This is a genomic window from Streptomyces sp. SM18 (assembly GCF_002910775.2).
GTDB lineage: Bacteria > Actinomycetota > Actinomycetes > Streptomycetales > Streptomycetaceae > Streptomyces > Streptomyces halstedii.
On record NZ_CP029342.1, the window covers coordinates 3,527,354 to 3,553,508 of the forward strand.

Genomic DNA, 26,155 nt, shown 5'->3' on the forward strand with positions numbered 1-26,155 from the left:
ACGGGCCGCACCGGCCGGAGGGTGACCGGCCGCCCGCCGCCGTACGCGGGGCTACTTGTCGGCGCCGCCGCCGACGTAGAACAGCAGCATGACGAAACCGGCGAAGAGGTGCGTCGCGAAGACGTAGACGAAGACGCGCAGCATGACACCGCGCTCCTTCCAGCGTTCGCTCTCGCTCATCGGCGCTCCTCCTTCGACCCGCCCGCCCCGCCCCGGCCGGGCGGCCCGTCCAGCGTACGCAGCCCGGCCGCGCGGTCCCCGGGCGGTGGCCGCGCGGCCGGGAATAGGGGACGGGGGTGCCCCGTTGTAGGGTGTGTCGCATAGTTCAACGTTCAACCACTTATTCGTACGGACGCCACACGTACGGATGCCACACGTTCGGCACAGATGGAGGCGGGCGCCATGCAGTTCGGGATCTTCACCGTCGGGGACGTCACCCCGGACCCCACGACCGGCAGGACGCCGAGCGAGCACGAGCGGATCAAGGCGACCCTCGCGATCGCGCAGAAGGCGGAGGAGGTGGGCCTGGACGTCTTCGCGACCGGGGAACACCACAACCCGCCGTTCGTCCCGTCCTCACCGACGACGACGCTCGGCTACATCGCCGCCCGCACCGAGAAGCTCATCCTCTCGACCTCCACCACCCTGATCACCACCAACGACCCGGTGAAGATCGCGGAGGACTACGCCACGCTCCAGCACCTCGCCGACGGCCGCGTCGACCTGATGATGGGCCGCGGCAACACCGGGCCGGTCTACCCGTGGTTCGGCAAGGACATCCGTCAGGGCATCCCGCTCGCGATCGAGAACTACGCGCTGCTGCACAAGCTGTGGCGCGAGGACGTCGTGGACTGGGAGGGCACGTTCCGTACGCCGCTCCAGTCCTTCACGGCGACCCCGCGCCCGCTGGACGGCGTCCCGCCGTTCGTCTGGCACGGCTCCATCCGCTCCCCCGAGATCGCGGAGCAGGCCGCCTACTACGGCGACGGCTTCTTCCACAACAACATCTTCTGGCCCATGGAGCACACGAAGAAGATGGTGGACCTCTACCGGCGCCGCTACGCCCACTACGGCCACGGCACGGCCGAGCAGGCCATCGTGGGCCTCGGCGGCCAGGTGTTCATGCGGAAGAACTCGCAGGACGCGGTCAGGGAGTTCCGCCCGTACTTCGACAACGCGCCGGTCTACGGACACGGGCCCTCCCTGGAGGACTTCACCCGGGAGACCCCGCTGACCGTCGGTTCCCCGCAGGAGGTCGTCGAGCGCACCCTGACCTTCCGCGACGCCGTCGGCGACTACCAGCGCCAGCTGTTCCTGATGGACCACGCCGGGCTGCCGCTCAAGACCGTCCTGGAGCAGCTCGACCTGCTCGGCGAGGAGGTCGTCCCCGTGCTGCGCAAGGAATTCGCCGCCCTGCGCCCGGCCGGTGTGCCGGACGCCCCCGTCCACCCCGCGGTCACCGCGGCCCGCGCCGCGACCGCCCCGAAGGAGGTCTGAACACCGTGTTCGCCACCGCCCCGCTGCGCGTCGTGGCCGTCTCGGCCGGTCTGAGCAGCCCCTCGTCCACCCGGCTGCTGGCCGACCGGCTCGCCGAGGCCACCCGTGAACGGCTGGCCGCCGACCAGGACCGCGCCGTCGAGGTCCAGGTCGTCGAGCTGCGCGATCTGGCCGTCTCCATCGCCAACCACCTGGTCACCGGCTTCCCGCCGGCCGACCTGCGGGAGGCGATCGACGCGGTGACCGGCGCGGACGGCCTGATCGCCGTGTCGCCCGTCTTCACCGCCTCGTACAGCGGTCTGTTCAAGTCCTTCTTCGACCTGATCGAGAACACCGCGCTCACCGGCAAGCCCGTCCTGATCGCGGCGACCGGCGGCACGCCCCGGCACTCGCTGGTCCTGGACCACGCGATGCGCCCGCTCTTCGCCTACCTGCGGGCCGTCACCCTGCCGACCTCGGTGTACGCGGCGTCCGAGGACTGGGGGGCGCCGGGCGACGAGTACGCCGAGGGCCTGCCGTCCCGGATCCGCCGTGCGGGCGGCGAGCTGGCCTCGGCCGTCACCGGACGGACCGTCTCCGGGGCGACCCGGGCGGCCACGCTCGACGACGGCGAGGACGCGGTCGTTCCGTTCGCCCAGCAGCTCGCCGCACTGCGGGTGAACTGACCCGTCCGGCCCCGGCCGACACCGCCGGGGCGGCCGTCGAGACACACGGGAGCCGAGACACACGGGCACAGAGCAACGCAAGGGGCCTACGGGCCCTTTGTGCCCGGTTTGGCTCGTGTTATTACGGATACACGCAACATGGGGCACGTGCCGTACGGGTCCCGAGGAGCTGGAGGCGGACATGGGCAGGATCGTCGTCGGTGTGGACGGCTCGGAGCAGTCGATCAAGGCGCTGCGCTGGGCGGTGCGCCAGGCGGAGCTGACCGGGGACTCGATCGAGGCGGTCAACAGCTGGGAGTACCCCGCGACCAGTTGGGCGTCCATGATGCCGGGCCTGCCGGAGGACTTCGACCCGCAGGCGGTGGCGACCGTGGCGCTCAACGAGGCGCTGGAGGAGGCCCTCGGCGCCGAGGGCGCGGCGGAGGTGGAGAAGGTCGTCGTGATCGGCAACGCCGCCCAGTCCCTGCTGGAGCGGGCCAAGGGCGCCAACCTGCTGGTCGTCGGCGCACGCGGCTACAGCGGCTTCAAGGCCACCCTCCTGGGCTCGGTCAGCCTGCACGTCACCCAGCACGCCCGCTGCCCGGTCACCGTCGTCCACGAGTGACGCCCCGTCCCCGTGCGACGAGCGGGCCCCCACGCGATCACGCGTGGGGGCCCGCCGTCGTACCGGACGGCGCGTCACGAGCCCGGCCCGTCCGGCACCTTCGCCGGGCGCGCGGCCGTCACGGCGACCGCGTGTGGGCGAGGTAGAACGCGTAGACGGTCACCCCCGCGCCGACCCCCAGTCCGAGGACGGCCGAGGACAGCACGCTGTGGTGGTGCAGGCTGAAGAGGTAGCCGATCACGATCGCGGTGACGGCCCCGTAGGCCGCGGCCCGTGGCTCGGCCGGCAGCCTCCCCTGCACCCGTCCCAGGGCGAAGCACAGCACGGCGAAGGCCACACCGGAGGCGACGCCGAGCCAGATCAGCCCCCCGGTGGTCGGGCCGCCGTCCCGGTGGATGTAGAACGCCCAGAAACCGACGATCACGCCCAGCACCGCCGGCAGCCACCAGCCGATCGCGTGGTGCGGATGCCGGTCCGGCGTCCGGGCGCGGGTCCCTCCGCGCCGGGGCAGCGTTGCGTGTGTGGCCATGGCGGCAGCTCCCTCTCTCGCCCGTGGACCTCTCCGTCTCTCCAGGGCACACCCGGCCGCGCGCCCCGGCAACTCGAACGGCGTACGGCCCGGAGCGCGCGGCCGCCGCACGGGATTGGCTGGGGGCTGTGCGGACCTACCTCTCAGCGGCCCTGTCGGCGGTCCTGGTCGTCCTGCTCGCCCTGCTGGTCCCGTTCGGCGCCCTCGCCGCCTGGGTCGATCTGGAACTCGACGACACCGACCGCTACCTCGCCGCCGTCTCCCCGCTGGCCTCCGACCCCGGCGTACAGGACACCGTCGCCACGCTCGTCACCGACGCGGCGATGAAGAACATCGACGTGGGCCCGCTCCAGGACACCCTCGGGGACTTCCTGTACGACACGGCGCGGTCCTTCACCACGACCGAGGCGTTCCAGCGGGCCTGGGACGGTGCCAACCGGACCGCGCACCAGGCCGTGAAGGCCGACCTGCACGGCGACAACGGGCGGGCGGTGACCATCGACCTGGCGCCCGTGGTCGAACGCGTCCGGCAGGAGCTGATCGACGACGGGGTGCCGTTCGCCGACCTGATCCCCGTACGGCACACCACGATCACCCTGCTCCCCGCCGACCGCGCGGACGAGCTGCGGAGCACCTTCCGGTTCCTGCGGGACGCCGGCGTGTGGCCTGCCGTCGGCACGGCGGTCCTGCTCGTCCTCGTCGTGGGCCTCGCGTCCGTACGGCGCGGGCTCCGGGGCGCCCTGGGCGCCACCGCCGTCGCGGGCGCGGGCCTCGCGCTCGGCGCCGTACTGCTGCGTCTCGCGGTCGCGGCCGGCCGGAGCAGGGTGCTGGACCAGGTGCCGTCCGACGACCGGGACGGGGCCTCGGCGGTCTACGACGCGCTCACCGCGTCGCTGCGGACGACCGTGTGGGCGGTCCTGGCGGCGGGGCTGGTACTGGCGGTGGGCGGAGGGGCCGGACGGTTCCTGGCGGGGCGGAGGGCGAGGAGGGCGGAGAGGGCGGGACGGGCCGGGGGCCGGTAGGGGTGCGGGGCCGGTAGGGGTGCGGGGCCCGGTGGGGGCGCGGTGGGGCGTCGGGTTCCGACATGCGCGGGCGCGGGGGCCGGGCGAGAGTAGGAGGCGGGGCAGGGGGGCCGAGTGAGAGGTGGGCCGGATGCGAGCCGTCGCCGTCAGCGCGTGGGGCGCGGAACCCTCGCTCGTGGTGGTCCCCAAACCCGACCCCTCGGCCGGCGAGGTACGCGTGAAGGTCGAGTACGCCTCCCTCAACCCCCTGGACTGGCAGACGGCCGACCGAAGCCCGGACGGGACGGCTCCCCACAGCTTTCCGCTCCTCGTCGGGACGGACTTCGCGGGGCGGGTGGACATGATCGGCGGCGGTGACAACCTCTTCCGCGTCGGCGACCCGGTGTTCGGCCGGCTGACGGCACCCCCGGCGGGACGCTGCGGCGCGTACGGCGAGTACCTGTGCGTGGCGCAGGACGCGCCGATCGCCCTGGTCCCGGACGGGCTCCCGCTCCAGCACGCCGCGGCGCTCCCGTCCGCCGGGACGGCCGCCGCGCAGATCCTGGGGGGCACGGCCGTACGCGACGGGCGGAGCCTGCTGGTCATCGGCGCGGCGGGTGGGGTGGGCAGCTTCCTGACCCAGCTCGCCGCGGCCCGCTCCCTCGGGGTCGTCGCCGCCGTACGGGGTGACGAGAAGCGGCGGATGGCCGCGCTGGGCGCCGCCGCCACCGTGGACACGACCGCGGGCCCCGACGAGCTGGCCTCCGCGGTGGCGGACCTGTACCCGGAGGGGGTCGACGCGCTCGTGGACCTGGTCTCCACCGACCCGGCCGCCTTCGCCGCACACACCGCGCTGGTACGGGACGGCGGTGTCGCCGTCACCACCCGAGGCGTTCCGGGGCCGCCCGGCGTCGCCTGGGTGGACTTCCGGCTGGACCCGGCGGACTCCGGGGGAGAGCTGCTCGGCGCCCTGGCCGAGGGAGCCGCCCGAGGCGAGCTGCGCGTGCCCATCGAGGTGGAACTCCCCCTGGAGAAGGCCCCGCAGGCACTCGCCCAGAACCGGGCGGGCGGGGCACGCGGCAAGACCGTCTTCGTCGTCTGACTGTGTAAGGAGCGCCGCCGCCATGGGCGAACACGACATCATCGAGCACATCGACGGGCTGGTCGCCGAGGAGCGCGACCTACGGGCCCGCTCCACACTGGACGGCCTCTCCGACGAGGAGCGCTCCCGGCTGCGGGAGGTGGAGATCCGGCTCGACCAGTGCTGGGACCTGCTGCGGCAACGACGGGCCCTCAGCGAGTTCGGCGACGACCCCTCGAAGGCGACCCTGCGCCCCGCGGGCGAGGTGGAGGACTACCGGGGCTGACGGACGACGGACCGCGGACGCCGGACCGCGGACGGCGGACGGCGCACGCAAGCGGTGGCACCGGTCCGAGAGCGCTGAACCGCTGCGTGAGCACTGCTCGCCGCCGCGAGCACCGCGCCGCCGTGTGAGCACCGCTCTGTGCCGTGAGCACCGCACCGCCGCGCAAGTACCGCACCGCCGCGCGAGCACTGCACCGCCGCCTGAGCACAGCTCAGCGCCGCGAGCACCGCACCGCCGCGCTAACACCGCACCGCCGCGTGAGCACCGCTCAGCGCCGCGAGCACCGCACCGCCGTGTGAGCACCGCTCAGCGCCACGAGCACCGCACCGCCGCGCGAGCGTCGCACTGTGCCGCGAGCGGCCGCACCCGCGCCGGGCGCGCCGTCAGGTGGTGGTGTCGCGGCCCCGGCGTGCGGCGCGCTGGGGGTTCTGTGCGCCATGGAGGCCCTGGAGGCGTTCGATCTCGCGGCGGTCCCGCTTGGTCGGACGTCCGGCACCGCGATCGCGGACCGGCACCTGGATCGCCGTCTCGCGCGGCGGCGGGGGCGGGCTGTTGTCCACAAAACATTCCACGGCGACCGGTGGGCCGACCCGCTTCTTCACGATCTTGGACACGACCACGATCCGGTCCCGGCCCGCGTGCCGGAGCCGCACCTCGTCGCCCGCGCGGAGGTTCTGGGCCGGCTTGGCCCGCTCGCCGTTGACCCGGACATGGCCCGCCCGGCAGGCGGCGGCCGCCTGGGCGCGGGTCTTCGTCAGCCGGACCGACCAGATCCACACGTCGACCCGGACGCTGCCCGCCGCCTGTGGTGCCTCACCGGAAACCATGCACCCGACTCTAATGCGGTGAGGCACCCCGGCGGGGCCGGGAACCGAAGCCGGCCCCCGGCACGTCCACCGCACCCCCGCCACGTCCCCTCCGCGCCCCTCCGCGAGGACGGGACGGCCGGGTCCGGTGGGATCAGACGCCGATGTCCCCGCCGTCCTTGCGCCACACGGCCACGACCGACGGCCGGACGATCCGGCCCGGTCCGTCCGGCCACGTGCTGGCCGGCTTCTCCACGGACGCGCCGTCGATCTCGCCCGGGTGCTGGACCGCGACCAGGACCCTGCGGTCCTGGATCACCGGTCCACAGGTCTCCGCCCCGGTCGGCATGGTCAGGAACTGCTTCAGCTCGCCACGCCGCTCACCCGCCGTCGCCACCCCGAACAGCCCGTCGTGCGAGCCGAGCTGGTTGCCGTCCGTGGAGATCCACAGGTTGCCGTGGTCGTCGAAGGCCACGTTGTCCGGGCAGGAGATCGGGCTGACCCGCTCCTTCGGGAAGCCGGAGAAGTACGTCGACGGGTCCTTCGGGTCGCCCGCGACGAGGAAGAGCCGCCAGGCGAAGCCGTCACCCGCCGGATCGTCCCAGTTCTCCGCCAGTTCCAGGATCTGGCCGTGCTTGTTGGCGTCGCGCGGGTTGGCCTCGTCCGCGGCCGCCTTGCCCGCCTTGCCCCGGTCGGTGTTGTTGGTGAGGGCGATGTAGACCCGGCCCGTGCGCGGCGAGGGCTCGACGTCCTCGGGGCGGTCCATCTTGGTGGCCCCGACCTTGTCACCGGCCAGGCGCGTGAAGACGTACACCTCCTCCGCGGTCATCCCCGGCACGTGCGAGGTGTCACCGGTGGCGAGCGGGATCCACACACCGCTGCCGTCGAACTCACCGTCCGTGGGCAGCTTTCCGGTGCCGTCGATCTCCTCGGCCGGGGAGTCCCCGGTCAGCTTGGCGACGTACAGGGTGCCCTCGTCCAGCAGGGTCAGGTTGTGCGCGCGGGCCGCCCGGGAGGTGCCCTTCTTCATCTTCTTGCTGGAGACGAACTTGTAGAAGTAGTCGAACTTCTCGTCGTCGCCCATGTAGACGACGGGCCGGCCGTCCGAGGTCAGCCGGGGCTGGGCGGCCTCGTGCTTGAAACGGCCGAGCGCGGTCCGCTTACGGGGCGTGGAGTCCGGGTCGTACGGGTCGAGTTCGACGACCCAGCCGAAGCGGTGCGCCTCGTTGGGCTCGCGCGACAGGTCGAAGCGCTTGTCGAACCGTTCCCACTTGCGCTCGGTCTCGCCCGTGCCGATGCCGTAGCGCTTGTCGGTGTCGCTGGAGCCGTTGGCGAAGTACTGGTTGAAGTTCTCCTCGCCGTGCAGCGTGGTGCCCCACGGGGTGGTGCCGCCCGCGCAGTTGTTCAGCGTGCCCAGCACCTTCGTGCCGGTGCGGTCGGCGGAGGTACGCAGCAGCGGGCTGCCCGCGGCCGGGCCGGTGACCTGGAACACGCTGGTGGCGGTGAGCCGGCGGTTCAGCGGGTGGCGGTTGACCGGGGTGAGCTTGCCGCTGCGGTTCTCCTCCTGGACCACGACCACGGAGAGTCCGTGCGCCGCCCAGGCGATCTCCACCTGTTCACGGGTCGGACTGGCCGGATCGTAACCACGGAACATGAGGTTCTCGTCCGTGTACTCATGATTGGCGACCAGCACCTGGCGCCCCCGCTCGCCCTGGAGCGGCAGCAGGGACAGGAAGTCGTTGTTGTAGCCGAACTGGCCCGCCTGCGCCTTGGCGGTCTGCTTGTCCGGCTGGAAGGCGGGGGCCCCGCGCAGGATGGGTTCGCCCCAGCGGATCACCACGTTCTGGCCGTAGCCGTCCGGGACGCTCACCTGGTCTCGCGTGTTGGGCGCGACGGGCGAGAAGCGCAGGCCGCGTGCGCCGGACGCGGTGGGCTTCGGCTTCTTGCCGGGGTGCCCCGCGAGCGGTGCGGCCTCGGCCTCGGGGGCACCCCCGCCCACGAGCGTGGCGGTTCCGGCGGCGGCCGCGACGGTCACCACCGCGGCGGCGCGCATCATCGACCGGCGCGAGAGGGCACCGGCGATGACATCGCCGGCGTACTCGTTGTCGCTGGTGTTCGGTACTTCCTTGAAGCAGGCGTCCCCGCAGCGGTAGCGGCAGGTCAGCGCAGAGCGCCCGCCGGGGTGCGAGCCGATGAGCGGCAGCAAGTTCCGCACGTTTTCCGTCCCTCCGTCTGTGTGTCGTGCGTGACGCTAGGGGGGCGTTCACGCCACACGAGGGACGGCCGGTGAACGGGGGGTGAAGCCCCGGCCACCGCTGGCCTTCCCCGGCGGCCCCCGCGTCAACACCGGGGCGCCCGGTACCCGGTCGGAGGCCTGTGGGCACGGGTGCGGGCCGCGCCGCCGAACGGCCGGATCCGGCCGCTAACCTTACGTATCCGCCCTGGCCAGGGATCAATTCCCGCAGTACGGACATTTATCGCACCCAACTCATGCGAAAGGCCTCGCCCATGGGCATTCGGAGCTTGCTGCGCAAGGTGTTCGGCCGCACGGAGCAGGACGAGCCGACCACGGCCACCGTCCCGCCGCAGGCCGAGCGCACCCCGCCCACGGAGCCGGAGGCGGAGACGGCCTCTTCGGCCTCTTCGGCCTCCCCCGCGTCTTCGGCATCTTCGGCGTCTTCTGGGTCCGAGCCCACGAAGGCCTCGGTACCGGCCCCGGCCTCGCCCTCGGACCGGGCCACCACCCGTGCCGACGATGAGAAGGGCGAGCGGGCGGACGGAGACGGGGCGGCCGCGGACCTCGTGGCCGCCGCGTTCGACAAGCCGTCCACGCCGACGGTCCCGGCGCAGGCGTCGGGCCCTGACGGGCCACGGTCCGCCGCGACGACCGGGGCCACGGCCGAGGCGATCAGGATCGACTTTTCCCCGGAGGCGGAGCCGGAGAACGAGCCGGAGCCGGAGCCGGAGGGGCAGACCGAGTCGGAGTCGGAGCCGTTGCAGAAGTCGGAGCCGACGCCGGAGCGGGAGGCCGGGCCCGGTTCCCCTGCCGCGCCGGTGTCCCCGCCGGAGGCCGACGCGGAAGCGGTCGAGGTCATCGCGGTCGTGTCGGCCGAGACGGTCGTGTCGGCCCAGGTGCCGGAGGCGGCCGAGGTTGCGGAGACTACCGAGGTGGCAGAGGTCGCAGAGGTGGCCGCTGCGGCCGAGGTAGCCAAGCCGTCCGAACCGGCCGGTGAGCCGGAGGCGGCCCCCGAGACCGCCCCCGAGGCCGGAAAGCCCGACGCCCCGGAAGCCGTCCCCGCCGCTGCGGCCGTCGAGGACACCGCGCCCCCCGCACCCGGGGCCGCAGCCGAGCCCGTCGGAACGGACGAGCCCGCAGAACCGGCCGAGGCCGCCACGGATCGGACCACCGAGCCCGAGCCCGCCACCGCCCCGGCCGCCGAACCCGAGCCGCAGGCCACGGCCCGGCCCGCGGAGCCGACCGAAGTCACCGCCCCGGCCGCCGAGCCGGAGGCAGCACCCGAGCCTCAGGCCGCCCCCGTCGAAACCGACAAGCGCGAGCCGGTCCAGGCCGCCGAGCCCGAGGCAACACCCGAACCTCAGCCCGCCCCCGCCGAGGAGGCACCCGCCCAGGAGGCCCCCGCACCGCAAGCGCCCCCCGAGGAGGCCCCGGAGCCCACCGCCCCGGACCCTGCCCCCGCCGCCGCCCCCGCGAGCACCCCCGCCCACACCCCCGCCGTCGCCCTCGCCCAGGTCAAGGCCGCCGCGCCCGCCCTCGTCGATCCCTACAAGGCGGCGCAGGCCAAGCTCAAGGCGCTCGGGCTCACCGGGCTGCGGGCGACCGTCTACCTGGTGCTCGACCGGTCCGGGTCCATGCGGCCGTTCTACAAGGACGGCAGCGCCCAGCACCTGGGCGACCGGACCCTGGCCCTCGCCGCGCACCTGGACCAGGCCGCCACCGTGCCCGTCGTCTTCTTCTCGACCGACATCGACGGCACCGGCACCGTCGAACTCACCGCGCACGAGGGCCGGATCGACACCCTGCACGCGGGCCTCGGCCGGCTCGGCCGGACCCACTACCACCGGGCCGTCGAAGAGGTCGTCGCCCACTACGAGGCGTCCGGCGCCACCGGCCCGGCCGTCGTGATCTTCCAGACGGACGGCGCCCCGGACGCCAAGGTCGCCGCCAGGCAGGCGCTCGCGGACGCGGCACGGCTGCCGCTGTTCTTCCAGTTCGTCGCGTTCGGTGACGAGGACGCCAAGGCGTTCGACTTCCTGCGCAAGCTGGACGCCCCGAACGCCGGGTTCTTCCACGCGGGGCCCGCCCCGCGTGACGTGCCCGACGCGGTGTTCTACCGGGAGGTGCTCGCCGGACTGCCGGACTGGGCCGCCGACCGGGGTTTCCTCCCCGAGGACCCCGAGGACTGATCAGCCGGGGACTGATCCACCGGCAGCCGTACGGTCACGGCGAGCCCTCCCTCCGGGCAGGGTTCCGCCGTGGCCGTACCGCCGTGCGCCACCGCGATGGACCGTACGATCGACAGCCCGAGGCCCGAGCCCCGGCCCATCCGGTCCCGCCCCTCACCGCGCCGGAACGGCTGGAAGAACCCCGCGATGTCCGCCTCCGCGACCTCCGGACCGGTGTTGCGGACGACCAGCTCCCCGCGCGCCGACAACGAGACGTCCACCGAGCCGTCGGGCACGTTGTACCGGACGGCGTTGGACAGCAGGTTCGCCGTGAGCTGGGCGAGCAACTGCCGGTTCCCCCGCACCACACAGGGCTCGATGGCCACCGTGACCCGAGGGCACGGCCCCGGGCGCCCCGCCGCCGGCACCGGCTGCGCGGCCTCCTCCGCGACCACCCGCGCCAGATCGACGTCCTTGCGCTCGCTGTTCGCCAGCCCCCGTTCGCTGCGCGCCAGCACCAGCAGCCCCTCGATGAGCCGCTCGCTGCGCCGGTTGTTGTCCAGCAGCGTCTGCCGGGTCCGTACGAGGTCCTCCGGGGACGGGTCGTCGAGCCCGATCTGGATCGCGGCCCGCTGGGTGGCGAGCGGGGTCCGCAGCTCGTGCGAGGCGTTGGCGATGAACCGCCGCTGGCTGTCGAACGCCTTCTCCAGCCGGGCCAGCAAGGCGTCCAGGGTCTCGCCCAGCTCCTTCAGCTCGTCGTCGGGTCCGCCGGCCGCGATCCGCTGGTGCAGGGTGTGCTCGGAGAGCTCACGGGCCTTCGCCGTCATCGCGTGGACGGGCCGCAGCACCCTCCCCGCCGTCCACCAGCCGACGCCGACCGCGCACCCCGTCATGACGAGCAGCGCGGCGACCGACCAGTACAGCAGCTCACTGCTCGCGGCGTCGCTGACGTCGTCGGTGACGTCGTAGACCGTGGGCGGTCCCAGCCGGCCACGGCTGTGCAGCGGGCCGTTCACCGCGAAGCCCGGCTGGACGACCGCCGCCGAGGTCGCGATGGCGCGCGCCTGCGAGTCCGTGCCGGCGCGCGAGGCCAGGTTGACCGTGGCGAGCAGCGCCGTGCCGAGCACCAGGAACACCCCGCCGTACACCAGGGCGATCCGCGTCCGGATCGTGGAGTGGCGGCCCTGCCCGCCGTCCGTGCGCCGCGAGCGTCCCGGCAGCCGCCTCACAGGGCGTACCCCACGCCCTGCACCGTGCGGATGAGCTGCGGCTCCCCCAGCTTGGCCCGCAGCTTGCTCATGCAGACCCGGACCGCGCCGGTGAACGGGTCGGCGTTGGCGTCCCAGGCACGCTCCAGCAGCTCTTCCGCGCTGACGGCCGCGCCGTCCGCCTCCAGCAGCAGTTGCAGCACGGTGAACTCCTTCGGCGACAGGTCCAGGTCGCGCCCGTCCCGGGTGGCGGCGCGGCGCACGCTGTCGAGCCGGATGCCGTGCCGCTCCAGCTGGGGCGGTACGGGACGGGCACTGCGGCGGCGCAGCGCCCGCACCCTGGAGACCAGTTCGGGGAACTCGAAGGGTTTGCTCACATAGTCGTCGGCGCCCAGGTCGAGCCCCTCCACCCGGTCCTCCATGGTCCCCGAGGCGGTGAGCATCAGGATCCTCGTCCGGGAGCCGGACGCGACGAGTTTGCGGGCCACGTCGTCGCCGTGCACCCGGGGCAGGTCACGGTCGAGGACCACGACGTCGTAGTCGTGCAGTCCCAGGTAGGCGAGCGCCGCGTCCCCGCTGTAGACGGTGTCGACGGCGAAGCCCGCCCGCCGCAGTCCGGTGGCGACGAGCTCCGCCAGGATCTCCTCGTCCTCGGCGACCAGTACCCGCATGGTGTTGTCCCCTGCCTCGTGCACGCGTGCCCACTCCTCCCAGGATGCGTCTTTGGTACGGGAAATGATGTTTCGCAAAGCTCTCCTCGGCCGGGGCCGGGTTTATCGATGTGAGTGGATCTCCTGCGGGCCGTTAGGATTTCGACCATGGCGGCCACTGGATCCGAGAAGCAGGGGGCGAAGGCGTACTACGTCTCGACCCCCATCTACTACGTCAACGACGCTCCTCACCTGGGCCACGCCTACACGACCGTCGCAGGCGACGTGCTCACCCGCTGGCACCGCCAGCGTGGTGAGAAGGTGTGGTACCTCACCGGCACGGACGAGCACGGTCAGAAGATCATGCGCACGGCCGAGGCGAACGACGTCTCGCCCCAGGCCTGGTGCGACAAGCTCGTCGAGGAGGCGTGGAAGCCCCTCTGGGAGCACCTCGACATCGCGAACGACGACTTCATCCGTACGACGGAGAAGCGGCACACCGACCGTGTGCAGGAGTTCGTGCAGGACCTGTACGACAAGGACCAGATCTACAAGGGCGGGTACGAAGGCCCGTACTGCGTGGGCTGCGAGGAGTACAAGCTCCCCGGCGACCTCATCGAGGCCGAGGACGGCACCCCGCTGTGTCCGATCCACAAGAAGCCGGTGGAGATCCTCAAGGAGGAGAACTACTTCTTCAAGCTCAGCGAGTACGGCCCGAAGCTCCTGGAGTTCTACGCGGCCAACCCCGGCTTCATCCAGCCCGAGTCGGCGCGCAACGAGGTCGTGAACTTCGTCGAGCAGGGTCTTCAGGACCTTTCGATCTCGCGTTCCACGTTCGACTGGGGCGTCCCGGTGCCGTGGGACACCAAGCACGTCATCTACGTGTGGGTCGACGCGCTGCTCAACTACGCGACGGCGGTCGGCTACGGCGCCAACCAGGAGAAGTTCGACGCCACCTTCCCGGCGGACGTGCACCTGATCGGCAAGGACATCCTGCGCTTCCACTCGGTCATCTGGCCGGCGATGCTGATGGCGCAGGGGCTTCCGCTGCCCGGCAAGGTCGTCGCCAACGGCTGGCTGATGGTCGGCGGCGAGAAGATGTCCAAGTCGAACCTGACGGGCATCAAGCCCCAGGACCTCACCTCGCACTTCGGTGTGGACGCCTACCGCTGGTACTTCCTGCGGGCCATCGCCTACGGCAGCGACGGGTCGTTCTCCTGGGAGGACTTCGCCGCCCGCTACACCTCCGAGCTGGCCAACGACTACGGCAACCTGGCCTCGCGCGTCGCGGCCATGGTCGGCAAGTACTTCGGCGGCGCGCTCCCGGAGGCCACGGCCGCCGGTGACGCGGAGCAGGCGGTCCGGGACGGGCTCGCGCGGGCCGTCGCCACGGCCGACGAGAAGATCGGCGAGGAGCTGGACTTCCAGGGCGGCATCCTGGCGGTCTTCGACTTCGTGAAGCAGGTCAACGGCTACATCACCGAGCAGGAGCCCTGGAAGGTCGCCAAGGACGACTCGCCGGAGGGCAAGGCCCGGCTCGCGGCGATCCTGTACACGGCGGCCGAGTCCCTGCGCGGGGTCGCGGTCCTGCTCAACGCGGTGATGCCGGAGACCTCGCAGAAGCTGTGGGAGTCCCTCGGCGCGGAGGCCTCCCTCGGCGCTCTGCGCGACCAGCCGGTCCAGGACGCGGGCCGCTGGGGCCAGCTGCCCGCGGGCGCGACGGTGACCAAGGGCGCGGTGCTCTTCCCGCGCCTGGAGGAGAAGCCGGCGTAGGCACCGGTACGCACGACGCGGGCCCGGGACCGTCATCGGTCCCGGGCCCGCGCGCGTACGGGGTCACCGGCTCAGCGACGCGGCGTCCCCCATCACGATCACCGGGTGCTTCGCCGGGTCCAGGGTGCGCAGGAGTTCCGTCATCCGGTCCTCGGGGAGCGAGACGCACCCCTGGGTGGGCCCTCCGTGGTCGACATGGAGCCAGATCCCGCCGCCCCGCTCCTCCCCGAGCGGCCGGGTGCGGTCCAGCGGGCTGACCCCCGAGACCCGGTTGTAGTTGATGGCGACCACATAGTCGAAGGAGCCGTCGAGCGGCTCCCCGAAGAACCCCTCGCCGCTCACCGCGAACCGCGGATGCTCGTCGTACGGGAGCAGCGCCCCCGGGTCCGGGAGGCGGCCGCCCGCGTCGGTGAGGCCGAACACTCCCACGGGTGACCGGAGATCGTCCGCGAGATGGTGGTCGGACCAGCCCTTCATCCCGTTGTGGGCGGACCATGGGCCGGCCCCGGGTCTCCAGCCGATGTCGGGGCCGTCGCGGGTGTAGAGCACGACGGCCGAGCGGTTGGAGTCCACTCCGTCGCCGGTCACCACGACGGCCTGGTGGGCCTCGGCCGGAATCTGTGCCCGGGTCTGCGGCCCCAGCCCGGGGATCTCCGCGGGGCGGGCGGGGGCCACCGGGGCGGAGGCGGAGGGCGACACGGACGGCGCCGCCGAGGACTCGGGGCCGGCCGCGCCTCGGGGTGCGGAGGTCTCCGCCGCCCCGGCGGAGCAGCCGGCGACCAGCAGGAACAGGGCGACGAACAGGACGTACGGACGGCGTAGGACGGACACGGTGCGCGGCTCCTCGTGAGGGGGCGGTCGCTGTCTTTTCGGTGGCAGTCTTTGCCGGGCCCGGCTGGACCGAATCCGAACCGGGGCCATCCGGCTGTACCCGGTCCGTGTACCCGCCCTCCGCGACGTCCCACACCGCCGCGCAGCCCCGTCCGGGCCGCACATGGAACAGTCCCCGGCCGGTCGGCCGGGGACTGTTTCACGTGGAACCGAAGCGGAACCACTGACACCTACTTCGCGGCCTGGACCGCTGACACCTGCGCGCGGCCGGAACCGCTGACGCCTACTTCGCGCCGGTGTCCCTCGCCACCGAGTCCTTGGCCTCGGCCTTCTCCTTCGCCCCCGCCACCGGCTTGCGGAGCTGGATGTTCAGCTCGCGCAGCCGGGTCTCGTCGAGGACCGTGGGGGCGCCCATCATGAGGTCCTGGGCGTTGCCGTTGAGCGGGAAGGCGATGGTCTCGCGGATGTTGGGCTCGTCGGCCAGCAGCATGACGATGCGGTCGACGCCCGGCGCGATGCCACCGTGCGGCGGGGCGCCGAGGCGGAAGGCGCGCAGCATGCCCGCGAACTCCTGCTCGACGGTCTCGCGGTCGTACCCGGCGATCTCGAACGCCTTGATCATCAGCTCGGGCTCGTGGTTCCGGATGGCGCCGGAGGACAGCTCGATGCCGTTGCAGACGATGTCGTACTGCCAGGCGAGGATGTCCAGCGGGTCCTTCGTCTCCAGGTCCTCCAGGCCGCCCTGGGGCATCGAGAAGGGGTTGTGCGAGAAGTCGATCCGGCCGGTCTCCTCGTCCTTCTCGTACATCGGGAAGTCGACGACCCAGCAGAACCGGAAGACGCCCTCCTCGAAGTGGCCGGACCGCTTGGCGGCCTCGACCCGGACGGCCGACATGATCTTGGAGACCTCGTCGAACTCGCCCGCGCCGAAGAAGACCGCGTGGCCGGGGACGAGGGAGAGGCGCTCGGTGAGCGTCTTGACGTCCGCCTCGGTGAGGAACTTGGCGATCGGGCCCGCCAGGGTGCCGTCCTCGCCGACGCGCACCCAGGCCAGCCCCTTGGCGCCGTGCTCGACGGCGTACGCGCCTAGGCCGTCGAAGAACTTGCGGGACTGACCCGCGGTGTCCGGCACCGGCAGGGCGCGGACGTGCTTGCCGGCGAAGGCCTTGAAGCCGGAGTCCGCGAAGACGTCCGAGAGGTCCACCAGCTCCAGCTTGGCCCTCAGGTCCGGCTTGTCGTTGCCGTACTTCAGCATCGACTCGCGGAAGGGGATGCGCGGGAACGGCGAGGTGACGTGGCGGCCGTTGCCGAACTCCTCGAAGAGTTCGGTCATCAGCTTCTCGATCGGCTGGAAGACGTCTTCCTGCTCGACGAACGACATCTCGACGTCGAGCTGGTAGAACTCGCCCGGCGAGCGGTCGGCGCGGGCGTCCTCGTCGCGGAAGCAGGGCGCGATCTGGAAGTAGCGGTCGAAGCCCGAGATCATCAGCAGCTGCTTGAACTGCTGGGGCGCCTGCGGGAGCGCGTAGAACTTGCCCGGGTTCAGCCGGGAGGGGACCACGAAGTCACGGGCGCCCTCGGGGGAGGTCGCGGTGAGGATCGGGGTCGCCATCTCGTTGAAGCCGAGGGCCACCATCTTGGAGCGGATGGAGGCGATCACGGCCGAGCGCAGCATGATGTTGCGGTGCATGCGCTCGCGCCGCAGGTCCAGGAAGCGGTACTCCAGGCGCCGCTCCTCGTTGACCCCGTCCTCGGTGTTGATCGTGAAGGGCAGCGGGCCGGCCTCGCCCAGCACCTCGACCTCGCCGACCTCGATCTCGATCTCACCGGTCGGCAGCTCGGGGTTGACGTTGTCGGCGCCCCGCGCGGAGACCGTGCCGTCGATCCGGACAACGGTCTCCTTGGTCAGCTTGGACAGCGCCTCGTTGGCGGGGGTGCCGGGGCGTGCGACGAGCTGCACCAGACCGTAGTGGTCGCGCAGATCGATGAAGAGGATGCCGCCCAGGTCTCGGCGATTGTGCAGCCAGCCGCTCAGCCGGACGTCGGTGCCGACGTCAGAGGCGCGGAGCTCGCCGCAGGTGTGGGACCTGTACCGATGCATCGTCGTTCATCCAGTCTTCGCGGTCGGGGAGGAGTGACACCCCAGGCTACCGCCCGTAGGCGCACCCCTTCATAGCCATTACGGGCACGACGCCCTCCGGCGTGCCCGCCCGGGGTGTGTTCGGGCGGGGGCCCCTCGGTGGCGTGCCCGGAGCAGACCTCCATAAAGTGGGGCAATGCGCACCGAGGAGATCCTGGCTGCGATCGGGACCGGTCTGTGGAGCTGGGACAGCGCGCAGGAGACGGTCTCGCTCGACGCGGAAGCGGCCCGGCTGCTCGGTCTGCCCGCCGAGCCGGTCACCCGCTCCACCGAGGAGGTGCGCCGCCTCTTCCACCCGACGGACCTGGGCGAGATCGACGGGGTGGTGAACTTCGCGATCGCCGAGAGCACCGTGGCCGAGGCGCGGCTGCGGGTCGTGGACGAGCGCGGTGACGTCGTACGCACGGTACGCAGCAGGTCGAAACCGGTCACCATGGACTCGCACGGCGGCCCCCACCGGTACGTCCTGGCGGGCACCCTCCAGGAGGTGGCCCAGCCCTCCGCGTCCGGCTCCGCCGGCACCCCGGTCACCGGGGACTGGCGCCGCTCCCGCGAGGCCTTCCTCCTCGACGCGGGGCGAGCGCTGGCGGAGGCGGGCTCCACCGCCGAGGTGCTGCGGGTCGCCGGTTCGCTCTCCATGCCGGGCTTCTCGCTCGACGGCCTCGCGGTCTTCGGCGTCTCCGGCGACCATCTGACGGTCGTCGGACACCACGGGCACGAGGCGGGCGACGAGAAGCCGTTCACCGACATGCCCCTGGAGACCGCCTACCCGGCCGCCGAGGTGGTGCGCACCGGGCAGGCGATCTACCTCTCCTCGCCCGACGAGTACCGCCGCCGCTTTCCCGCCACCTGGCCCCTGGCCAGCAATTTCGGCCGCCGTTCCTGGGCGTTCCTGCCGCTCATCGCCTCCGGCCACACCATGGGCGCCTGGATGGCCGGATTCCGGCACAGCGTCTCCTTCACCCCCGACGAGCGCTCCGTGCTGTCCACGGTGGCCCGGATGCTGGCCCAGGCCCTGACCCGCGCCGGGGCGGCCGAGACCGAGCGCGAGCTGTCGCTGGGGCTCCAGAAGACGATGATGCCGACCCTGGGGCCCGGCGTGCCCGGCCTGTCGGTGGCGGCCCGCTATGTGCCGACCGGGGGCGGTCTCCAGATCGGCGGCGACTGGTACGACGTGATCCCGCTGCCCAACGGCCGTATCGCCCTGATCATCGGAGACGTCCAGGGGCACGACGTGCGGGCCGCCGGGCTGATGGGCCAACTGCGGATCGCCCTGCGCGCCTACGCCTCCGAGGGCCACCGCCCCGACGCCGTCCTCTCCCGCGCCTCCCGCTTCCTGTCCGGCCTCACCGACGCGTACGAGCCGTCCGCCGGAGAGGACGGGATCACCGCCGCCCGCTTCGCCACCTGCCTGTACGCCGAGGCCGATCCGGACAGCGGCACCCTCGACATCGCGCGGGCCGGCCACCCGGACCCGGTGGTGGTCAGCGCCGACGGGACCGCGGTGATCCGGCAGACCGCGGGAGGGCTGCCCCTGGGCGTCGAGGCGGACAGGGACTACCCGACGACCCAGATCGTCCTGAGCCCGGGTGAAACGATCATGCTGTGCACGGACGGGCTGATCGAGACGGGCGGCCATGACATGGCCACCGGCTGGGACCGGCTCCGGCCGATCCTGGAGCGGCCGGTGGACGATCTGGAGGAGCTGGCCGACGCGCTGGTCCAGGCCGTGCACGGCCCCGGCTCGCACTCCACGACGGGCCCGCTGGTGGACCGGCGCGAGGACGATATCGCGTTGCTGGTGCTGCGCCGGGACGCCGGGCGCACGCGCGAGCGCCCGGGGCGGCGCTCGGCCATGACCATCGCCCAGGCCGAGCCCGAGCGGGTCGCCGCCGCCCGGCAGCAGGTGCGCGAGATGCTGCACGACTGGGCGGACGCGGAGCAGGTGGACTCGGCGGAGCTGATGGTCTCCGAGATGTCCACGAACGTGCTGGTCCACACGGACGGCGACGCCCTGCTCGTCGCCGAGGTGAGCGGCGAGCGGGGCGGGCGGCGGCTGCGCGTCGAGGTGGCCGACGCCAGTGACGAACTGCCGCACACGCGACGGCCCGGCGAGATGGCGTCCAGCGGCCGGGGGCTGATGCTGATGGAGATGCTCGCCGACACCTGGGGGGTGGACCCGCAGGGGGCGGGCAAGTGCATCTGGTTCGAGCTGTACGAGTCGCCGGAGCCGGGGAAGTCCGGCGAGCGCGCGTCATGAACCGTGCGGGTCGCCGTTCCCGTTCCCGTTGCGCAGCTCCCCGATCACGCCGAACACCGCCGCGCAGAACGGCACCGCGAGCAGCATCCCCAGCAGGCCCGCCACGCTCGCGCCCGCGGTCAGGGCGATCAGGATCGCGGCCGGATGCATCTGGACCGTACGGCTCTGGATGACCGGCTGGAGCACGTGCCCCTCCAGCAGTTGCACGGCGAGCACCACCCCCAGCGCCCAGAGCGCGATCACGAACCCCCGGTCGGCGAGGGCCACCAGGACGGCGACGGTGCCGGAGACGAAGGCCCCGAGATACGGGATGTACGCCCCCACGAAGACCAGCGCCCCCAGCCCCACCGCGCCCGGGACCCGCAGGATCAGCAGGCCGACGGTGATGCACACCGCGTCGATGAGGGCGATGAGCGTGGTTCCGCGCATGAAGCCCTGGACGGCGCCGAAGGCCCTGCGCCCCATGGCCTCGACCAGGTCGCCGCTGCCGCGTGGGGCGACCCGGTGGGCGAGGCGGGCGGCCCGGTGGGAGTCCCGCAGGAAGAAGAAGGTCAGCAGAAGGGCCAGGACGGCGGTGGCCACCAGGGTGGTGAGGACGCTGAGCCCGGTGAGCAGCCCGCCCGCGGCGCTCGCGCCGAACTTCTCGACGAGGCCCTTGGCGTTGTCGGCGAGGTCGTCCGTGTTGGCGACGCCCGCGATGTCGAAGTGGTCGATGACCCACTGCGCCGCCTCTTTCAGCGACCTGACGATCCGGTCACCGCTGTCGACGACCGCGGTGACGACGATGTAGCCGGCGCCGCCGACCACCGCGACGAGCGCGGTGCAGGTGAGCACGGCGGCCAGCGACCGGTTCACCCGGCGCTCGGTCAGCCAGTGGTGGACCGGGCCCAGCAGCGCCGTACCGAGGAGGGCGAGCAGGACGGGGGTGACGGCGGTCTTGAGCTCGACGCACAGCCAGACGGCCACCGCCGCGACACCGGCGACCAGCAGCAGCACACCGCACCAGGCGGCGGTCCGCCGCGCGCTCTCGGGCAGGAGGGGCTTCCGGGGAGGCATCCCCCCACCTGATCACGGGGTGCGGACCGCGAGCCGGGGCACGGGCGTACGGGCGACACGCGGTCACCCGTACGCCGGACGGCCCGTCACATGCCGTGCACGGAGGGGACGGTGCCTAGGCGGCCCGCCTGGAAGTCCTCGAACGCCTGCCGCAGCTCGTCCTGGGTGTTCATCACGAACGGCCCGTAGTGCGCCATCGGCTCCCGGATCGGACGGCCGCCGAGCAGGACGACCTCCAGGTCGGGGGTGTTGCCGTCCTGGGTCTCGTCGGCCCGTACGGTCAGCGACGAGCCGGAGCCGAAGACCGCGGCCTGCCCGGTGTGCACGGGGCGGCGCTCCTGGCCGACGGATCCGCGTCCGGCGAGGACGTAGGCCAGGCCGTTGAACTCCTCCCGCCAGGGCAGCGTCACCTCGGCGCCGGGCCGGACCGTGGCGTGGATCATGGTGATCGGGGTGTGGGTGATGCCCGGTCCCTCGTGACCGTCGAGGTCACCGGCGATGACGCGCAGCAGCGCGCCGCCGTCCGGGGAGGTGAGGAGCTGCACCTGGCCGCCGCGGATGTCCTGGTAGCGCGGGGCCATCATCTTGTCGGCCTTCGGCAGGTTCACCCAGAGCTGGAGGCCGTGGAAGAGGCCGCCGGACATGACGAGGGCCTCGGGCGGCGTCTCGATGTGGAGGAGGCCCGAACCGGCCGTCATCCACTGGGTGTCGCCGTTCTCGATGGCTCCGCCGCCGCCGTGGCTGTCCTGGTGGATGAAGCTGCCGTCGATGATGTAGGTGACGGTCTCGAAGCCGCGGTGCGGGTGCCACGGCGTTCCCTTGGGCTCGCCGGCCGCGTACTCCACCTCACCCATCTGGTCCATCATGATGAACGGGTCGAGGTGCCGGTAGTTGATCCCTGCGAAGGCGCGCCGCACCGGGAAGCCCTCGCCCTCGAAGCCGGACGGCGCGGTCGTCACGGTCAGCACGGGACGGGCCACGGCGTCCGCGGGGGCGGCGACCTTGGGCAGGGTCAGCGGGTTTTCGACGGTCACTGCGGGCATGGAAGCCACCTCCGGAAGTCTTGCGTCCAATTTAGTTGAACGGTGAACATCCTGCAAGGCGGCCCTCATTCCCGGACGGCGCCCGGGGGCGCACACGGACACGGCGAGGGCCCGGACCGTCCACCCGGTCCGGGCCCTCGCCGACGCTCCGTCGCGCGTGTCAGCCGTACATGCGGCGCATGGCGAAGTCGACCATCTGCTCCACCGCCTTGGCGTCGAAGACCATGCGGTGGTCGCCCTCCATGTCCAGGACGAAGCCGTACCCGGTCGGCAGCAGGTCGATCACCTCGGCACCCGTGATCACGAAGTACTTGGACTCCTTGCCCGCGTACCGGCGCAGCTCCTTGAGCGTGGTGAACATCGGGATCACCGGCTGCTGGGTGTTGTGCAGGGCCAGGAAGCCGGGGTTGTCACCGCGCGGGCAGTAGACCTTGGACGTCGCGAAGATCTGCTGGAAGTCCTCCGCGGAGAGGGAACCGGTCGTGAAGGCCCGAACCGCGTCGGCCAGGGACGGTGGCGAGGGCTCGGGGTACAGCGGCTGTTCGCCGTAGCCGCCGCCCATCGGCTGCTGCGCGCCCTGGTTCTGGTCGTAGCCATACATGCGGCAAAGAGTAATCGGACACATCTCTGGCTTGAGGGGTTGCGTCTTATTACTGACGGGTAGCATCATCGTAGGGGCCGGCTGACACGTCCGGGCCGTCCCACCGCCCGATCCTCATCTCCCCGGGGCGCCGAGCGCCACTGCTATTGATTACGGAGCCTTGCCATGGGGCACTACAAGTCGAATCTCCGCGACATCGAGTTCAACCTCTTCGAGGTCCTCGGGCGGGACAAGGTGTACGGCACCGGTCCGTTCGCGGAGATGGACGTCGACACCGCCAAGTCGATCCTGGACGAGGTCAACCGCCTCGCGGAGAACGAGCTCGCCGACTCGTACGCCGACGCCGACCGCAACCCGCCGGTGTTCGACCCCGCGACCAGCACCGCGCCCGTCCCGGACTCCTTCAAGAAGTCCTACCAGGCGTTCATGGACTCCGAGTACTGGCGCCTGGGGCTCCCCGAGGAGATCGGCGGCACCACCTCGCCCCGCTCCCTGATCTGGGGTTACGCGGAGCTGCTGCTCGGCTCGAACCCGGCCGTGTGGATGTACTCCTCCGGCCCGGCCTTCGCGGGCATCCTCTTCGACGAGGGCAACGAGGCACAGAAGAAGATCGCCGAGATCGCCGTCGAGAAGCAGTGGGGCTCGACGATGGTGCTGACCGAGCCGGACGCCGGTTCGGACGTGGGCGCCGGCCGCACCAAGGCGGTCGAGCAGGAGGACGGCTCCTGGCACATCGAGGGCGTCAAGCGCTTCATCACCTCGGGCGAGCACGACATGTCCGAGAACATCCTCCACTACGTGCTGGCGCGTCCCGAGGGCGCGGGCCCGGGCACCAAGGGCCTCTCGCTCTTCCTGGTCCCGAAGTACCACTTCGACTGGACCACCGGCGAGCTGGGCGAGCGCAACGGCGTCTACGCGACGAACGTCGAGCACAAGATGGGCCTCAAGGCCTCCAACACCTGCGAGATGACCTTCGGCGACCAGCACCCCGCCAAGGGCTGGCTCATCGGCGACAAGCACGACGGCATCCGCCAGATGTTCCGCATCATCGAGTTCGCCCGCATGATGGTCGGCACGAAGGCCATCGCGGCGCTGTCCACGGGCTACCTCAACGCGCTGGAGTACGCCAAGGAGCGCGTCCAGGGCACCGACCTGTCGCAGTTCATGGACAAGACGGCCCCCAAGGTCACCATCACCCACCACCCCGACGTGCGCCGCGCGCTCATGACGCAGAAGGCGTACGCGGAGGGCATGCGCTCCCTGGTCATGTACACCGCCTCCGTGCAGGACGCGATCCAGGTGGCGGAGGCCGCGGGCGAGGACGCCAAGGCGCTGCACGGCCTCAACGACCTGCTGCTCCCGATCGTGAAGGGCTACGGCTCCGAGAAGTCCTACGAGCAGCTCGCGCAGTCGCTCCAGACCTTCGGCGGCTCCGGGTACCTCCAGGAGTACCCGATCGAGCAGTACATCCGCGACGCCAAGATCGACACCCTGTACGAGGGCACGACCGCGATCCAGGGCCAGGACTTCTTCTTCCGGAAGATCGTCCGCGACCAGGGCGTCTCGCTGAACGCGCTGTCCGAGGAGATCAAGAAGTTCCTCGCCGAGGCGCAGGGGCACGAGGAGCTGTCCGGCTCGCTGGACCGCCTCGCCAAGGCGGCCGGGGACCTGGAGGCGATCGTCGGCACGATGATCAACGACCTCACGGCGACCGGCGAGGACGTCAAGAACATCTACAAGGTCGGCCTCAACACCACCCGCCTGCTGATGGCGTCCGGTGACGTCGTCGTCGGCTACCTGCTGCTCAAGGGCGCGGCGGTCGCGGCCGAGAAGCTGCGGAACGCCTCCGCCAAGGACGTCCCCTTCTACCAGGGCAAGATCGCCGCGGCGAAGTTCTTCGCGGCGAACGTCCTGCCGGGCGTCTCGGCCGAGCGCGCGCTCGCCGAGTCCGTGGACCACACGCTGATGGACCTGGACGAGGCGGCGTTCTAGCCTCGCGCCACCCCACGCGGCGCACGCACGAAGACGGCCCGTCCCCGGCAGGGGGCGGGCCGTCCGTGTGCGGTGGGCGCGTGGCCCGTGCGGTGGCGCGCGGGGGTTCGCGTATGCGGCTCGGCCCACGGCCTGGCCCCTGCCCCGGACCGCCCCGTCACGCTTGCGCCCCGCCGTGACCGGCCAGATCCGGACGGTTACGGACCGGCGCCGAATCCCTGGTCGGGGCGGCCCGCCGAGCGGTCGGCCATCCCCCTCGCGGCACCGTCCGCCGACGGTATCCGGCCGACGCGGACCGGCCATGCCCCCTGGAGGAGGCCGTGAGCGCCGTCCAGGGGCTGAGCGGCGACGACACGTTCCGGACGATCACGGGCGGCGGTGACCGTCCGCCGTGAACCCTCCCGGTCGGCCGTCGTTAAAGTGAAGAACATGAGCTCTTCCCCCCGCTTCGACCGCGGGCACACCGACGATCTGATGTCCTTCCTGATGGCCGGCCCCTCCCCGTACCACGCCGTCGCCACCGCGGCGGCCCGGCTGGAGAAGGCCGGATTCCGGCAGGTCGAGGAGACCGCGGCCTGGGACGCCTCGGCGGGCGGGAAGTACGTGCTGCGCGGCGGCGCGCTCGTGGCCTGGTACGTGCCCGAGGGCGCCCGGCCCCACACCCCGTTCCGGATCGCGGGGGCCCACACCGACTCCCCGAACCTGCGGGTCAAGCCGCGCCCCGACACGGGTGCCTACGGCTGGCGCCAGGTCGCCGTCGAGATCTACGGCGGGACGCTCCTGAACACCTGGCTCGACCGGGACCTCGGCCTGGCGGGACGGCTGTCGCTGCGGGACGGTACGCACCGGCTGGTCGACATCGACCGGCCGCTGCTGCGGGTGCCGCAGCTCGCGGTCCACCTGGACCGGTCCGCCAACCCCGACGGCCTCAAGCTCGACCGCCAGCGGCACATGCAGCCGATCTGGGGTCTGGGCGAGGTCGAGGAGGGCGATCTCATCCGCTTCGTCGCCGGGGAGGCGGGCGTCGAGCCGGAGGACGTGACCGGCTGGGACCTGATGCCGCACCCCGTCGAGGCGCCCGCCTACCTGGGCCGGGACCGCGAGCTGCTCGCCGGGCCCCGGATGGACAACCTGCTCTCGGTGCACGCCGCGACGGCCGCACTGGCGGCCGTGGCCGGGCAGCCCGACGACGAGCTCCCGTACATCCCCGTGCTGGCCGCCTTCGACCACGAGGAGACCGGCTCGCAGTCCGACACCGGCGCGGACGGCCCGCTCCTCGGCACCGTCCTGGAGCGCTCAGTCTTCGCCCGTGGCGGCGGTTACGAGGACCGGGCGCGGGCCTTCGCCGGGACCGTCTGCCTCTCCTCCGACACGGGCCACGCGATCCACCCGAACTACGCGGAGCGCCACGACCCCACACACCAGCCGATGGTCAACGGCGGACCGATCCTGAAGGTCAACACCAACATGCGGTACGCGACCGACGGCAGCGGCCGGGCCGTGTTCGCGGCGGCGTGCGAGAAGGCCGGCGTGCCGTGGCAGACGTTCGTCTCCAACAACTCGATGCCCTGCGGCACGACGATCGGCCCGATCACCGCCGCCCGCCACGGCATCCAGACCGTCGACGTCGGCGTCGCGATCCTGTCCATGCACAGCGCCCGCGAGCTGTGCGGAGCGGACGACCCCCACCTCCTGGCGAACGCCCTCGCGGCGTTCCTGGCGGGCTGA

Annotated in this window: 22 protein-coding genes; 11 read left to right on the top strand and 11 right to left on the bottom strand. The window is 72.1% G+C overall.

The window, feature by feature from the left end; genetic code table 11:
• Positions 1 to 51 precede the first annotated feature (51 nt).
• Entirely contained in the window at positions 52 to 180 is a 129-nt protein-coding gene (locus B9S64_RS34760; RefSeq protein WP_219818790.1) for a DUF6126 family protein, read from the bottom strand.
• Between the two features lie 222 nt (positions 181 to 402).
• On the opposite strand from B9S64_RS34760, the gene B9S64_RS15720 reads away from it, so the two are divergent.
• The 3 genes from B9S64_RS15720 to B9S64_RS15730 all read left to right on the top strand — a co-directional run bounded on the left by B9S64_RS15720 (position 403) and on the right by B9S64_RS15730 (position 2,766).
• Positions 403 to 1,497: an LLM class flavin-dependent oxidoreductase gene (locus B9S64_RS15720; RefSeq protein ID WP_103491897.1), complete on the top strand. Its 1,095-nt coding sequence runs from the start codon at positions 403 to 405 to the stop codon at positions 1,495 to 1,497.
• A 5-nt stretch (positions 1,498 to 1,502) separates the two neighbouring features.
• Entirely contained in the window at positions 1,503 to 2,162 is a 660-nt protein-coding gene (locus B9S64_RS15725; RefSeq protein WP_103491871.1) for an FMN reductase, read from the top strand.
• A 181-nt stretch (positions 2,163 to 2,343) separates the two neighbouring features.
• Positions 2,344 to 2,766: a universal stress protein gene (locus B9S64_RS15730; protein ID WP_103491870.1), complete on the top strand. Its 423-nt coding sequence runs from the start codon at positions 2,344 to 2,346 to the stop codon at positions 2,764 to 2,766.
• A 118-nt stretch (positions 2,767 to 2,884) separates the two neighbouring features.
• Here B9S64_RS15730 and B9S64_RS15735 read toward each other — a convergent pair whose 3' ends face one another.
• A complete protein-coding gene (locus B9S64_RS15735) occupies positions 2,885 to 3,295 on the bottom strand; it encodes a hypothetical protein (protein ID WP_103491869.1) in 411 nt (136 codons plus the stop codon).
• A 128-nt stretch (positions 3,296 to 3,423) separates the two neighbouring features.
• Here B9S64_RS15735 and B9S64_RS15740 point away from each other — a divergent pair, with 128 nt between their 5' ends.
• From B9S64_RS15740 to B9S64_RS15750, 3 genes are all read left to right on the top strand, one after another.
• On the top strand, positions 3,424 to 4,317 hold the full coding sequence (locus B9S64_RS15740) for a hypothetical protein (protein ID WP_103505157.1): 894 nt from the start codon (positions 3,424 to 3,426) through the stop codon (positions 4,315 to 4,317).
• 130 nt (positions 4,318 to 4,447) lie between these two features.
• Positions 4,448 to 5,398: an NADP-dependent oxidoreductase gene (locus B9S64_RS15745; protein WP_103488642.1), complete on the top strand. Its 951-nt coding sequence runs from the start codon at positions 4,448 to 4,450 to the stop codon at positions 5,396 to 5,398.
• Positions 5,399 to 5,420: 22 nt separating this feature from the next.
• Positions 5,421 to 5,663: a DUF2630 family protein gene (locus B9S64_RS15750; RefSeq protein ID WP_103488641.1), complete on the top strand. Its 243-nt coding sequence runs from the start codon at positions 5,421 to 5,423 to the stop codon at positions 5,661 to 5,663.
• A gap of 383 nt (positions 5,664 to 6,046) precedes the next feature.
• On the opposite strand, the gene B9S64_RS15755 is transcribed toward B9S64_RS15750, so the two are convergent.
• Together B9S64_RS15755 and B9S64_RS15760 are read right to left on the bottom strand one after the other, a co-directional pair.
• Positions 6,047 to 6,490 (bottom strand): RNA-binding S4 domain-containing protein, encoded by a 444-nt coding sequence (locus tag B9S64_RS15755; protein WP_103488640.1) that lies wholly within the window; start codon positions 6,488 to 6,490, stop codon positions 6,047 to 6,049.
• A gap of 133 nt (positions 6,491 to 6,623) precedes the next feature.
• Positions 6,624 to 8,684, bottom strand: coding sequence for a PhoX family phosphatase (locus B9S64_RS15760; protein ID WP_103488639.1), 2,061 nt, complete (start codon positions 8,682 to 8,684; stop codon positions 6,624 to 6,626).
• A gap of 293 nt (positions 8,685 to 8,977) precedes the next feature.
• Here B9S64_RS15760 and B9S64_RS15765 point away from each other — a divergent pair, with 293 nt between their 5' ends.
• Positions 8,978 to 10,894, top strand: coding sequence for a VWA domain-containing protein (locus B9S64_RS15765; protein ID WP_109492061.1), 1,917 nt, complete (start codon positions 8,978 to 8,980; stop codon positions 10,892 to 10,894).
• Here B9S64_RS15765 and B9S64_RS15770 read toward each other — a convergent pair.
• On the bottom strand, positions 10,819 to 12,102 hold the full coding sequence (locus tag B9S64_RS15770; protein ID WP_103493029.1) for a cell wall metabolism sensor histidine kinase WalK: 1,284 nt from the start codon (positions 12,100 to 12,102) through the stop codon (positions 10,819 to 10,821). The genes B9S64_RS15765 and B9S64_RS15770 overlap by 76 nt on opposite strands.
• Entirely contained in the window at positions 12,099 to 12,752 is a 654-nt protein-coding gene (locus tag B9S64_RS15775; RefSeq protein WP_037632668.1) for a response regulator transcription factor, read from the bottom strand. The genes B9S64_RS15770 and B9S64_RS15775 overlap by 4 nt, the downstream gene beginning before the upstream one ends.
• 147 nt (positions 12,753 to 12,899) lie before the next feature.
• On the opposite strand from B9S64_RS15775, the gene metG reads away from it, so the two are divergent.
• The gene (metG, locus tag B9S64_RS15780; RefSeq protein WP_103493028.1) at positions 12,900 to 14,504 is read left to right on the top strand and encodes a methionine--tRNA ligase; all 1,605 of its coding nucleotides are present in this window, start codon (positions 12,900 to 12,902) and stop codon (positions 14,502 to 14,504) included.
• Between the two features lie 63 nt (positions 14,505 to 14,567).
• Here metG and B9S64_RS15785 read toward each other — a convergent pair whose 3' ends face one another.
• Entirely contained in the window at positions 14,568 to 15,335 is a 768-nt protein-coding gene (locus tag B9S64_RS15785; protein ID WP_103493027.1) for a hypothetical protein, read from the bottom strand.
• 283 nt (positions 15,336 to 15,618) lie between these two features.
• Positions 15,619 to 17,436, bottom strand: a complete 1,818-nt coding sequence (gene aspS / locus B9S64_RS15790) for an aspartate--tRNA ligase (protein WP_103493026.1) — start codon at positions 17,434 to 17,436, stop codon at positions 15,619 to 15,621.
• Between the two features lie 175 nt (positions 17,437 to 17,611).
• Between aspS and B9S64_RS15795 the strand changes: the two genes are divergently transcribed.
• Complete coding sequence (locus tag B9S64_RS15795) at positions 17,612 to 19,735, top strand: SpoIIE family protein phosphatase (protein ID WP_103493025.1); 2,124 nt, start codon at positions 17,612 to 17,614, stop codon at positions 19,733 to 19,735.
• Here the strand turns inward: B9S64_RS15795 and B9S64_RS15800 are convergent.
• From B9S64_RS15800 to B9S64_RS15810, 3 genes are all read right to left on the bottom strand, one after another.
• Complete coding sequence (locus tag B9S64_RS15800; protein ID WP_103493024.1) at positions 19,730 to 20,791, bottom strand: AI-2E family transporter; 1,062 nt, start codon at positions 20,789 to 20,791, stop codon at positions 19,730 to 19,732. The two genes, B9S64_RS15795 and B9S64_RS15800, sit on opposite strands and share 6 nt — an antisense overlap.
• A gap of 86 nt (positions 20,792 to 20,877) precedes the next feature.
• Complete coding sequence (locus B9S64_RS15805; protein ID WP_103493023.1) at positions 20,878 to 21,834, bottom strand: pirin family protein; 957 nt, start codon at positions 21,832 to 21,834, stop codon at positions 20,878 to 20,880.
• A gap of 160 nt (positions 21,835 to 21,994) precedes the next feature.
• Entirely contained in the window at positions 21,995 to 22,435 is a 441-nt protein-coding gene (locus tag B9S64_RS15810) for an SseB family protein (RefSeq protein ID WP_103493022.1), read from the bottom strand.
• A gap of 165 nt (positions 22,436 to 22,600) precedes the next feature.
• Between B9S64_RS15810 and B9S64_RS15815 the strand changes: the two genes are divergently transcribed.
• A complete protein-coding gene (locus tag B9S64_RS15815) occupies positions 22,601 to 24,427 on the top strand; it encodes an acyl-CoA dehydrogenase (protein WP_103493021.1) in 1,827 nt (608 codons plus the stop codon).
• 429 nt (positions 24,428 to 24,856) lie between these two features.
• Positions 24,857 to 26,155 carry a M18 family aminopeptidase gene (locus B9S64_RS15825; RefSeq protein WP_103493019.1) on the top strand — a complete coding sequence of 433 codons (1,299 nt, stop codon included), beginning with the start codon at positions 24,857 to 24,859 and terminating at the stop codon, positions 26,153 to 26,155.

Bases quoted from the DNA above. Each gene is read 5' to 3' on its own strand.
- B9S64_RS34760 (WP_219818790.1), bottom strand. From the start codon at position 180: ATGAGCGAGAGCGAACGCTGGAAGGAGCGCGGTGTCATGCTGCGCGTC.
- B9S64_RS15720 (WP_103491897.1), top strand. From the start codon at position 403: ATGCAGTTCGGGATCTTCACCGTCGGGGACGTCACCCCGGACCCCACG.
- B9S64_RS15730 (WP_103491870.1), top strand. From the start codon at position 2,344: ATGGGCAGGATCGTCGTCGGTGTGGACGGCTCGGAGCAGTCGATCAAG.
- B9S64_RS15735 (WP_103491869.1), bottom strand. From the start codon at position 3,295: ATGGCCACACACGCAACGCTGCCCCGGCGCGGAGGGACCCGCGCCCGG.
- B9S64_RS15745 (WP_103488642.1), top strand. From the start codon at position 4,448: ATGCGAGCCGTCGCCGTCAGCGCGTGGGGCGCGGAACCCTCGCTCGTG.
- B9S64_RS15750 (WP_103488641.1), top strand. From the start codon at position 5,421: ATGGGCGAACACGACATCATCGAGCACATCGACGGGCTGGTCGCCGAG.
- B9S64_RS15755 (WP_103488640.1), bottom strand. From the start codon at position 6,490: ATGGTTTCCGGTGAGGCACCACAGGCGGCGGGCAGCGTCCGGGTCGAC.
- B9S64_RS15765 (WP_109492061.1), top strand. From the start codon at position 8,978: ATGGGCATTCGGAGCTTGCTGCGCAAGGTGTTCGGCCGCACGGAGCAG.
- B9S64_RS15775 (WP_037632668.1), bottom strand. From the start codon at position 12,752: ATGCGGGTACTGGTCGCCGAGGACGAGGAGATCCTGGCGGAGCTCGTC.
- metG (WP_103493028.1), top strand. From the start codon at position 12,900: ATGGCGGCCACTGGATCCGAGAAGCAGGGGGCGAAGGCGTACTACGTC.
- aspS (WP_103493026.1), bottom strand. From the start codon at position 17,436: ATGCATCGGTACAGGTCCCACACCTGCGGCGAGCTCCGCGCCTCTGAC.
- B9S64_RS15795 (WP_103493025.1), top strand. From the start codon at position 17,612: ATGCGCACCGAGGAGATCCTGGCTGCGATCGGGACCGGTCTGTGGAGC.
- B9S64_RS15800 (WP_103493024.1), bottom strand. From the start codon at position 20,791: ATGCCTCCCCGGAAGCCCCTCCTGCCCGAGAGCGCGCGGCGGACCGCC.
- B9S64_RS15805 (WP_103493023.1), bottom strand. From the start codon at position 21,834: ATGCCCGCAGTGACCGTCGAAAACCCGCTGACCCTGCCCAAGGTCGCC.
- B9S64_RS15810 (WP_103493022.1), bottom strand. From the start codon at position 22,435: ATGTATGGCTACGACCAGAACCAGGGCGCGCAGCAGCCGATGGGCGGC.
- B9S64_RS15815 (WP_103493021.1), top strand. From the start codon at position 22,601: ATGGGGCACTACAAGTCGAATCTCCGCGACATCGAGTTCAACCTCTTC.
- B9S64_RS15825 (WP_103493019.1), top strand. From the start codon at position 24,857: ATGAGCTCTTCCCCCCGCTTCGACCGCGGGCACACCGACGATCTGATG.